Genomic DNA, 7,686 nt, shown 5'->3' on the forward strand with positions numbered 1-7,686 from the left:
GTATGAAATATTCTTGGTTCCATCATACCGACTGCAGCACCGAACAGGCCGACGAACTGGTTAAGCGTTACAAAGCGCGCGGGGTACGAGTTGAGCGTAGCCTTAACCCGGATTACGTGACCTGGACTGTCAGTGCATTCCTTCCAACCTCAAATACACCAGCGCGCCCTGATAGCCGCTGGCGAAACCGGATGTGGGGGTGAGCATGGCTATTTATCGCAGCAAAAAATGGCTCGCCGCCGTCGGGCAGATTGAGCGTTGTGTTCTTTGTGGAGCATGGGGAACGCAGGTGGCACACCGGAACGAAGGAAAAGGCATGGGATTAAAAACTGATGACTGTGCGACAGCTGCGCTCTGCGTTTGCTGTCATGACAGCATTGATAACGGGAATAAGCTGAACAGGGAAGAGCGCCGGCATCTTATGGACCGTGCGATTGTTCTGACAGTGATTGAAGTTGCCCGCCGCGGGCTGGTGGTGCCCGCATGAAAATTTACGAAATTACGCCGATTGGCAAGCCCCGAATGACTCAGCGTGACCGATGGCATAAACGGCCAGCAACAGCAGCGTACTGGGCATACAAAGAACAGGTCAGGCTGTTGGGCATCCGCCTGCCAGAGTCCGGATATCACGTCACGTTTGTCATCCCCATGCCAAAGAGCTGGAGCAAGACAAAGCGGGCGCAATATGTCGGCCAGCCTCATCAACAAAAGCCGGACAAAGACAACCTGGAAAAAGCTTTGCTGGATGCAGTGTTTGACGAGGATAGCCATGTCTGGGACGGACGGGTTACCAAAATCTGGGGAGAAACAGGGCAGATCATTATCGAGGAGGCCAGATGAAGCCAGAAACGCTTGAGATACTCCGGGCGCGCTGGCAGCGCCTTCGCATTTACCGCTACCGGGGATCGGTGCTGGTGGATTACCGCATTCTTCGTAATTTTGTTCGTATCTATCATTCAGCAGGAGCAGCCTAATGAACCTCGAAAACACCGTGAAATACCACTTCGCCAAGTCGACGCTTATTAGCGACTCTCCGCGCGCTACGGCGTCAGACTCATTAAGCGGAACGGATATCATGGCCGCTATGGGCATGACGCAGGAACGCGCCGCCATGGGATACAGTGCCTTCCTCGGCAAGATGGGCATCAGTTACAACGATCGGGCAAGGGCGATCGAATTGCTGGCCCAGTACGCACTGACCAAGTGCGACCGGGTTGCTGCACTGCGCAAGCTGGACGATGCGGTTAAGCCACTGGTAATGCGCCAACTGGCCGCCTTCGCTTTTGAGGATTATTCTCGCAGCGCCGCCAGCGTGAAACAGTGCGATGGCTGCAAAGGGGCAGGGTTTATTGACGCTGAGGTTTTCAGCATGAAGTCCCACACTCCGGCAAAAGAGAAGAAATTCGGGAAGATGTCGCTGAGTATGGGTGTCGAAGATATTCGACCTTCTGAGTATCAGGTTCGGAGGCAGGTCAGGGAGGTAGCGCGCGTTCTATGCCCTCAGTGTAAGGGTAAGAAGGTTGTTAGTTGCGCCTGTAAAGATTGCCATGGACGCGGGAAAGCCGTTAATCAGGCTCTTACAGAACGGCAGGGCGTTCCGGTTCTGACCGATTGTAAGCGCTGCAGCGGGCGCGGGTATGAACGAATTCCATCAACTGAGGCTTACGCCGCGATGTGCCAGATAACGGATGCAATCAGCCTCGATACCTGGAAGAAGTCTGTTAAGCCATTTTACGATCAGCTAATTACGAAGTTTGATATCGAAGAGGCGTGGGCAGAAGCACAGCTCAAGAGGATAACAAAATAGGGTGTGAATTTATCGTGAGCTATTTACTTTTCCCGAATCTGTGGTAATTTTGCTCTAACGATGGGTTATTGCCTTCGATTAAAGCCCTGCGGTTAACCCCGTGGGGCTTTTTGCTTAATAGCGATTTAAGAATTTCTAAAACCATCACTATTCATTGCCTCTTATACTTTCTATATCGGAGAGGGGAGGAATAATGAGAGAAGGCTATTACTGGATTCAGTACAATGGTAGCAGGCAGATCGCTTACTACGTGCACGAAAAAATCGACGATTTAGAGTCGGATGAAACTATTTACGGCGCATGGTATGTGACTCGTGGAGATGATCTCGCCAACAATGGAGAGGTCGAAGTGCTAAGCGAACGTATTGAAGAGCCAAAGCTGTAACAGGATAAAAATTAAGTGAAGCCTCGTTACTGTGCGAGGCTTTTAGTATCCATGGAAGAAGTAGCGAATCTTCAAGCCGATAAACTTCAACACTGGCCAGACATAATGCTGGATTAAATATAGGGCAGGCGGAACAACTAAGGTCGCACCGGTTGCGCAGGTTGCGTATACCGCCGAGTCCTTTGCGATTAATGAATAATTTAGGTTAAGCGTTTCAAGATTGATTGCATTGGCCGTACTCGAACCTACAAATCCAGAGCCAAAAACAACCAGAAACACATATAGTGATGCTGTTATGAGCTTTAAAACTAGCCGAATGTATTTCACGATGAACACCTGCTGATTGATGCCATCTTTTTACACAAATGCCATCTGTTTAGCTAGCTTAAAGGTCTCTTGCTTCTAAATAATACCCTGCTCATTGCCTTACCCTCAGATTGCCAGCCTGTCGCTGGCTTTTTGATTTCAGGCTCCGGGAACCATCATCGACAAGCCTTCTTGTTAAATCGTCCCGACTGACTGACCCTTTTCAAACACACAGCACCCGCTAACTACGCGAGGTGAGAGTATGTATCGCATGGACAAACTAACCACCGGTGCTGCTTACGGCGCTTCAGCCGGTAGCATCCTAAACGGCATGCTGAATGCCTACAGTCCCGAACAGTGGAACGCTATCGGCGTGCTGGTGGGCATCATCATCGCTGTACTGACGTATCTGACGAATCTCTATTTCAAAATCCGCGAAGACAACCGCCGCAGCAGGAGCCGAGATGAACCCGACACTCCGAAATAAGCTGGTGGGCGCCGTTGTTGGCGGAGCCAGCGCAATCACTATTGCAGCTGTGATGCTGGGCAATGCGGATGGACTTGAAGGAAGACGCTATTACGCTTATCAAGACGTCGTTGGTGTCTGGACTGTGTGCGATGGGCATACCAGCGCTGACATTCGCCGTGGTCACAGATACACCGATAAAGAATGTGATGCTTTGCTTCAATCCGACTTGCGCAAGGTAGCTGCAGCTATCGACCCGCTGATTAAAGTCCATATTCCCGAAACCACTCGTGCCGCACTTTACTCTTTCACCTACAACGTAGGAGCTGGAGCGTTTAGCAGATCGACGCTGCTGAAAAAATTAAATTCCGGCGACGTTCCGGGTACATGCAAAGAACTGCAGCGCTGGACGTATGCCGGTGGAAAGCAGTGGAAGGGGCTGATCACTCGGCGTGAGATTGAGCGTAAAGTTTGCGAGTGGGGCCAGAAATGAGTCGAATAACAGCCATCATCTGCGCTGCCGTTATCTGTCTGCTGGTTTCCATGACATGGGCGGTTAGCCACTACCGCGGCAATGCCATCGCTTATAAAAACCAGCGCGATAGGGCCACTAAACAGCTAAGTATGGCGAACGCCCTCATTAAAGATATGCAGACCCGCCAGCGCGATGTTGCTGCGCTCGATGCAAAATACACCGGAGAACTGGCTGATGCGAAAGAAACCATTGAGCGTCTGCATAGCGATGTCATTGCTGGCCGTAAGCGGTTGCAGCTCAACGCTAGATGTACCGAGAATGGAGCGACCGTCTCCCCCGGCATGGATGATGCTTCCACCGCCAGACTTACTCAGTCCGCTGAACGGGATTATTTCACCCTCAGAGAGCGAATCGAAACCAGCAGGAAAATGATTGCTGGGTTGCAGGATTACATTAAGCAGCAGTGCTTGAAGTAGGTGGATAATAAAAAATACCCTTGAAACAGCCATTCGATGCCCCCATCATTTTGTAAAATCTATGGAGGGCATATGGGATTTTATTTGGTTCAGGGTGTTAATGATTATTCGGCTGCAATTGATAACCACAGATTGGGGTTTGACCATGCATTAAAATTAGCAAAACTAGCTAATAGTAACGTTAGGGTGCTTTTCCCATCCATGCAAACAGCTAACAGTCAATTTCTCAGTGAAGCTTTGGGCAATGACCTTGCGGATAGATTGTGTGATAGCAAAGCTAAAATAATAAAACTTGAAGGCATCGAGTTTTCGGCTAGCTGGATTGGGAGTGTTAAATCACATAGAACTTTCCCGGAAAAAGTATTTTTGGTCATTATTCCTCAACTAGTAGAGATTGAAACCTTAACTAAAACCCTCGGGGAGGGTATTGATATGCTCGTGATTGAGCATCATGCTGAACCTGGTGAACTAAAGAGGTGGGCATCAGAAGTGAAAGCAAAGAAGCTGAAGGGGTGAATCAAATATCAAGGGGCTCCTTTGGCTTGAAGCTAGTAGCCCATGATTTCAACTACTTGGCATTACAGCAGGCATTCACTGAGTGCCTGTGATAATGCACAATAACTCCTCCTGATATGGAGGGGTTATGAAAGAGAAAGAGCAATGGTTTTTTTCATGGAATGCTTACGATGCAACCACATGGGATCACTTACCGGCGTATTCGTATGGTGAAGTCTACAGTTGCGATGGCGGACTATCCTCATCTGAAATATTCGAGTCCTTAATGGCTGAAAAATAGGGTTTGAGAGAAAACCTCTGGATACAGTGCGTAGCATTCAACAAAGTTTAACCGCCTCAGGGCGTTTTTTTATTCCCACATGAATCGTGTAGTTTGTGGGGTGAAAGTTATGGTGGCTTGGCTCCAGTTTTTTCCAGCAAGAATTTTCTCTATGCAGTGTGTGGCGTAAAGATTATCGGGTGGAGAGAAAGAAGTGTATTCGCTTTCGATAGTCAACTTGACGTCATGTATTGAAGCGATTGCGGTGCGTCCTTCATTGTCAATATTACGGAAACAGGAAATCCTTGCCTCGTAAAACTGGTCTGGCAAACCTTCTAACATGCACCCAGTAGCCCACTGAAGAAGCTGTACATCTGAATACTCTTGCTCGACGGTCAGCGCCGTCTGCTGCTTGCTTATGAGCCGTTTGAATGTGTTGAGAAAGGAAAACATACCACCTCCTTGGTTTTGCCAAGGATAACATATTATTGCCATCACCATGTGCTGTCTCATCGTAATGGCGATATCCCCACCTGCGGAGAAAGAAGCTCTCAATGTCCGACATCTACCAAATCACCCTCACTACCCAAACAGGCGAAACCTACACCGGAAAGATGACCAGGAGTCAGACTGAGCTTGTTAATGGCTTTGTTCCGCTGGCGACAGAGACGGGCGAGTGGCTGTATTTTGCTCCAGCCGATGTGAAGCGCGTGCAGTTACCGTCTACCACTACCGGTGTGCCAGCCGAGAAATAATGGGTTGAATGAAGTTGTTTAGTTATGTGCGGGACCATAGGGAAATATGGGTTTAGTGTGATCTTTAATAGGCGCTAATGAAAGCGCCTGCTGAAGTAAAACAGTTATTAAGAATTATGATAGTTGCTGCAAGCGCAATGTTGGGCAGTTTCAATCATGAAAAAATTATGGTTTTTCCCAACCATGGAGCAGCGTCATATCTACATAATCCTTGGCTGCATCTTCGCTGTGGCATTCAATAGCAGGTAGTGTAACGTAGTAATAATGCTCATCAAAATTACATGTTACCGAGATGATTTTGACAGGATTGTTGAAAGTTGAGTCTTCATACTCCATGCCAGTCACTGGAATCAGGGGAGTATCAATCTCCTTATGCAAAATAGTATGAACTCCATTTCCATGCACTACTACCAACATATTTGCAATCACTTTCATTGATATCTCCTTTTTTGGATAAAATATGTCACTTACCGACAAACAAGAATGTTCTGTCGCGAGTACCTCATCGATTTAATCGCCACGTAAGCGGCAATTCGGGCGGGGCACAGCGCAAAGACAGCAACTTTATGGCCTCCGACAACTGCCGAACCTAGCACCTTGTTAAGGATTAATAATTACAAAGCTTAATGCAATGAGTTAGTGAGAAGAATGAAAAAAACATGAGGTAAGTCATACGCATGGACAAAATTTGATTATTTTTAATCCTGAAGTGCGCATGGCTTCATTGCAAGCTTCCTCAAGACTTAGTGCGCAGATTTTCTGATACCGCCCAGTAGTAAATCCTGTTGTATCCTCTTTACGCTTATGAGGATTAATGCTTTTACAGGTCACCCTGTGTATTCGCGTAAACCGAGCATCAGTGCGAGTGCCGAGCCCTTTCGAGTGTTTGAGCGTGTTGACTACGAACCCATTAGGATTATCGTTCAGCCAATGCCGGTAGGCAGACTCGCTTTCTTGTTGAAGTTCGCTGTTGAAAGTAAATGTTGACATGGCTTACACCCATATATTTGTATCTAATCATTTTTATCTTAGTCTTCTGAGCGTTACAATGCCCCTATGAACATTATTGCATAGGTCTAAGGTATGATCTGGGTCATATACGTCTCTGATAAACCACATTCGAAGAAGAACTTTAGAATTGGGCTAGATCAGAAGGTCTGGGGTGTTAAGGAAACAAAGAAAGAAACAATCGAAAAGGTATCCGAAGGCGATCTGGTTGCATTCGTTTACTCCATTTCTTGGTTAAAGGCAGAAGGACCACCGCCCAAGGGTTTTTCGCGTGTCAGCAAAAATGACCTTGAAAAATTTCGAGGTGCGGTCCAAAGCATCACCCTGGCTAAAGTTAGTAAATCCTATTACACCTCTCAACAAAAGGTGTGGCCAGATGATGATTATCCACACCGCTTTGACTTCGATAATGTAACCACGTACGGCACGGATGTTTTTTTTGGAACCGAATTTTTTAATCCTGATTTTGTTGAGGCTGTACGATATTCAGCATGTAGGCAGGGTTCAGTCACACAAGCATCGAGCATAGAAACCATCTCGGACCTTTCTTTGGTCAAGGTTGAAGATACGGAAGAAGAACTGCCAGTAACCGGTAGTGAGGGGCGGCCTATCCTCCGGCTTCATCTTTCCCGAGAACGAGATCCTTCTTTAGTAAAGAAAAAGAAACAGTCGGTGTTCGAAAAGACTGGAAAGCTGGCATGTGAAATATGTTCAGTTGACTTCAAAAATACCTATGGCGAACTAGGCCAAGGATTTGCCGAGTGCCACCACAAGAGTCCCTTGAGTTTGCGTGACGACAACCAAGAAACAAAGCTTGAAGACCTGGCTATAGTTTGTGCAAACTGTCACAGGATGCTTCATCGCCGCCGGCCATGGTTAACGATTGATGGACTCAAGAAAATTTATGAAGAGCAACGAGCTGACCAAGCTTCAACATAATCTCGCAGAATTTGCTTCTGAACGAGACTGGGACAAGTTTCATTCTCCCAAAAACTTATCGATGGCTATGTCTGTAGAGGCCGGAGAGTTAGTTGAAATTTTTCAGTGGCTAACTGAGGAAGAGAGTCGATCTTTAACTCAAAAGCAGCAGTTAAGAGCTGAAGAGGTGAATCGCCACGGGTTTAACAGACACTTCGGAGTCATTTAAGATGACTTAAAGAGAGGTGCCCATGAGCGGTAAACGTTATCCCGAAGAGTTTAAAATTGAAGCAGTCAAACAGGTTATTGATCGCG

Annotated in this window: 15 protein-coding genes and 1 pseudogene; 13 read left to right on the forward strand and 3 right to left on the reverse strand. The window is 47.2% G+C overall.

Annotation, left to right across the window (positions count from 1 at the left end; genetic code table 11):
• Positions 1 to 2: 2 nt before the first annotated feature.
• From NUX24_RS05410 to NUX24_RS05435, 6 genes are all read left to right on the forward strand, one after another.
• A complete protein-coding gene (locus NUX24_RS05410) occupies positions 3 to 203 on the forward strand; it encodes a hypothetical protein (protein ID WP_071957454.1) in 201 nt (66 codons plus the stop codon).
• A 2-nt stretch (positions 204 to 205) separates the two neighbouring features.
• Complete coding sequence (locus NUX24_RS05415; protein WP_032642058.1) at positions 206 to 487, forward strand: DUF1364 family protein; 282 nt, start codon at positions 206 to 208, stop codon at positions 485 to 487.
• Entirely contained in the window at positions 484 to 840 is a 357-nt protein-coding gene (locus tag NUX24_RS05420) for a RusA family crossover junction endodeoxyribonuclease (RefSeq protein WP_047363575.1), read from the forward strand. The genes NUX24_RS05415 and NUX24_RS05420 overlap by 4 nt, the downstream gene beginning before the upstream one ends.
• Positions 837 to 974, forward strand: a complete 138-nt coding sequence (locus NUX24_RS05425; RefSeq protein ID WP_000801961.1) for a YlcG family protein — start codon at positions 837 to 839, stop codon at positions 972 to 974. Before NUX24_RS05420 ends, NUX24_RS05425 begins: the two co-directional genes overlap by 4 nt.
• Positions 974 to 1,807 carry an antitermination protein gene (locus tag NUX24_RS05430; RefSeq protein WP_257830165.1) on the forward strand — a complete coding sequence of 278 codons (834 nt, stop codon included), beginning with the start codon at positions 974 to 976 and terminating at the stop codon, positions 1,805 to 1,807. The genes NUX24_RS05425 and NUX24_RS05430 overlap by 1 nt, the downstream gene beginning before the upstream one ends.
• Positions 1,808 to 2,000: 193 nt before the next feature.
• Positions 2,001 to 2,192, forward strand: a complete 192-nt coding sequence (locus tag NUX24_RS05435; RefSeq protein ID WP_257830166.1) for a hypothetical protein — start codon at positions 2,001 to 2,003, stop codon at positions 2,190 to 2,192.
• 42 nt (positions 2,193 to 2,234) lie between these two features.
• Here NUX24_RS05435 and NUX24_RS05440 read toward each other — a convergent pair whose 3' ends face one another.
• On the reverse strand, positions 2,235 to 2,519 hold the full coding sequence (locus NUX24_RS05440; RefSeq protein WP_257830167.1) for a hypothetical protein: 285 nt from the start codon (positions 2,517 to 2,519) through the stop codon (positions 2,235 to 2,237).
• A gap of 241 nt (positions 2,520 to 2,760) precedes the next feature.
• Between NUX24_RS05440 and NUX24_RS05445 the strand changes: the two genes are divergently transcribed.
• The 4 genes from NUX24_RS05445 to NUX24_RS05460 all read left to right on the forward strand — a co-directional run bounded on the left by NUX24_RS05445 (position 2,761) and on the right by NUX24_RS05460 (position 4,431).
• The gene (locus NUX24_RS05445) at positions 2,761 to 2,985 is read left to right on the forward strand and encodes a class II holin family protein (RefSeq protein ID WP_014884012.1); all 225 of its coding nucleotides are present in this window, start codon (positions 2,761 to 2,763) and stop codon (positions 2,983 to 2,985) included.
• Positions 2,963 to 3,457: a lysozyme gene (locus NUX24_RS05450; RefSeq protein ID WP_257830168.1), complete on the forward strand. Its 495-nt coding sequence runs from the start codon at positions 2,963 to 2,965 to the stop codon at positions 3,455 to 3,457. Before NUX24_RS05445 ends, NUX24_RS05450 begins: the two co-directional genes overlap by 23 nt.
• Positions 3,454 to 3,915 carry a lysis protein gene (locus NUX24_RS05455; protein WP_211137608.1) on the forward strand — a complete coding sequence of 154 codons (462 nt, stop codon included), beginning with the start codon at positions 3,454 to 3,456 and terminating at the stop codon, positions 3,913 to 3,915. The genes NUX24_RS05450 and NUX24_RS05455 overlap by 4 nt, the downstream gene beginning before the upstream one ends.
• Positions 3,916 to 3,987: 72 nt before the next feature.
• On the forward strand, positions 3,988 to 4,431 hold the full coding sequence (locus NUX24_RS05460) for a hypothetical protein (RefSeq protein ID WP_211137607.1): 444 nt from the start codon (positions 3,988 to 3,990) through the stop codon (positions 4,429 to 4,431).
• Positions 4,432 to 4,780: 349 nt separating this feature from the next.
• Here NUX24_RS05460 and NUX24_RS05465 read toward each other — a convergent pair whose 3' ends face one another.
• The gene (locus NUX24_RS05465) at positions 4,781 to 5,143 is read right to left on the reverse strand and encodes a hypothetical protein (protein ID WP_213751274.1); all 363 of its coding nucleotides are present in this window, start codon (positions 5,141 to 5,143) and stop codon (positions 4,781 to 4,783) included.
• A gap of 101 nt (positions 5,144 to 5,244) precedes the next feature.
• Here NUX24_RS05465 and NUX24_RS05470 point away from each other — a divergent pair, with 101 nt between their 5' ends.
• Complete coding sequence (locus tag NUX24_RS05470) at positions 5,245 to 5,445, forward strand: hypothetical protein (protein WP_211137605.1); 201 nt, start codon at positions 5,245 to 5,247, stop codon at positions 5,443 to 5,445.
• 165 nt (positions 5,446 to 5,610) lie between these two features.
• On the opposite strand, the gene NUX24_RS05475 is transcribed toward NUX24_RS05470, so the two are convergent.
• Positions 5,611 to 5,880 (reverse strand): hypothetical protein, encoded by a 270-nt coding sequence (locus tag NUX24_RS05475; RefSeq protein WP_211137604.1) that lies wholly within the window; start codon positions 5,878 to 5,880, stop codon positions 5,611 to 5,613.
• Positions 5,881 to 6,528: 648 nt separating this feature from the next.
• Between NUX24_RS05475 and NUX24_RS05480 the strand changes: the two genes are divergently transcribed.
• Together NUX24_RS05480 and NUX24_RS05485 are read left to right on the forward strand one after the other, a co-directional pair.
• On the forward strand, positions 6,529 to 7,392 hold the full coding sequence (locus NUX24_RS05480; RefSeq protein ID WP_211137603.1) for an HNH endonuclease: 864 nt from the start codon (positions 6,529 to 6,531) through the stop codon (positions 7,390 to 7,392).
• A pseudogene (locus NUX24_RS05485) lies at positions 7,358 to 7,528 on the forward strand (nucleotide pyrophosphohydrolase); the annotation flags it as partial. The gene NUX24_RS05480 and the pseudogene NUX24_RS05485, both read left to right, overlap by 35 nt.
• Positions 7,529 to 7,686: the final 158 nt, after the last annotated feature.

It is taken from the genome of Enterobacter sp. HG048 (assembly GCF_024702055.1).
Lineage (GTDB): Bacteria > Pseudomonadota > Gammaproteobacteria > Enterobacterales > Enterobacteriaceae > Enterobacter > Enterobacter dykesii.

Excerpts from the sequence above, each read along its gene's own strand:
- NUX24_RS05460 (WP_211137607.1), top strand. The coding sequence starts at position 3,988 with ATGGGATTTTATTTGGTTCAGGGTGTTAATGATTATTCGGCTGCAATT.
- NUX24_RS05455 (WP_211137608.1), top strand. The coding sequence starts at position 3,454 with ATGAGTCGAATAACAGCCATCATCTGCGCTGCCGTTATCTGTCTGCTG.
- NUX24_RS05475 (WP_211137604.1), bottom strand. The coding sequence starts at position 5,880 with ATGAAAGTGATTGCAAATATGTTGGTAGTAGTGCATGGAAATGGAGTT.
- NUX24_RS05435 (WP_257830166.1), top strand. The coding sequence starts at position 2,001 with ATGAGAGAAGGCTATTACTGGATTCAGTACAATGGTAGCAGGCAGATC.
- NUX24_RS05445 (WP_014884012.1), top strand. The coding sequence starts at position 2,761 with ATGTATCGCATGGACAAACTAACCACCGGTGCTGCTTACGGCGCTTCA.
- NUX24_RS05470 (WP_211137605.1), top strand. The coding sequence starts at position 5,245 with ATGTCCGACATCTACCAAATCACCCTCACTACCCAAACAGGCGAAACC.
- NUX24_RS05410 (WP_071957454.1), top strand. The coding sequence starts at position 3 with ATGAAATATTCTTGGTTCCATCATACCGACTGCAGCACCGAACAGGCC.
- NUX24_RS05465 (WP_213751274.1), bottom strand. The coding sequence starts at position 5,143 with ATGTTTTCCTTTCTCAACACATTCAAACGGCTCATAAGCAAGCAGCAG.
- NUX24_RS05420 (WP_047363575.1), top strand. The coding sequence starts at position 484 with ATGAAAATTTACGAAATTACGCCGATTGGCAAGCCCCGAATGACTCAG.
- NUX24_RS05415 (WP_032642058.1), top strand. The coding sequence starts at position 206 with ATGGCTATTTATCGCAGCAAAAAATGGCTCGCCGCCGTCGGGCAGATT.
- NUX24_RS05425 (WP_000801961.1), top strand. The coding sequence starts at position 837 with ATGAAGCCAGAAACGCTTGAGATACTCCGGGCGCGCTGGCAGCGCCTT.
- NUX24_RS05450 (WP_257830168.1), top strand. The coding sequence starts at position 2,963 with ATGAACCCGACACTCCGAAATAAGCTGGTGGGCGCCGTTGTTGGCGGA.
- NUX24_RS05480 (WP_211137603.1), top strand. The coding sequence starts at position 6,529 with ATGATCTGGGTCATATACGTCTCTGATAAACCACATTCGAAGAAGAAC.
- NUX24_RS05430 (WP_257830165.1), top strand. The coding sequence starts at position 974 with ATGAACCTCGAAAACACCGTGAAATACCACTTCGCCAAGTCGACGCTT.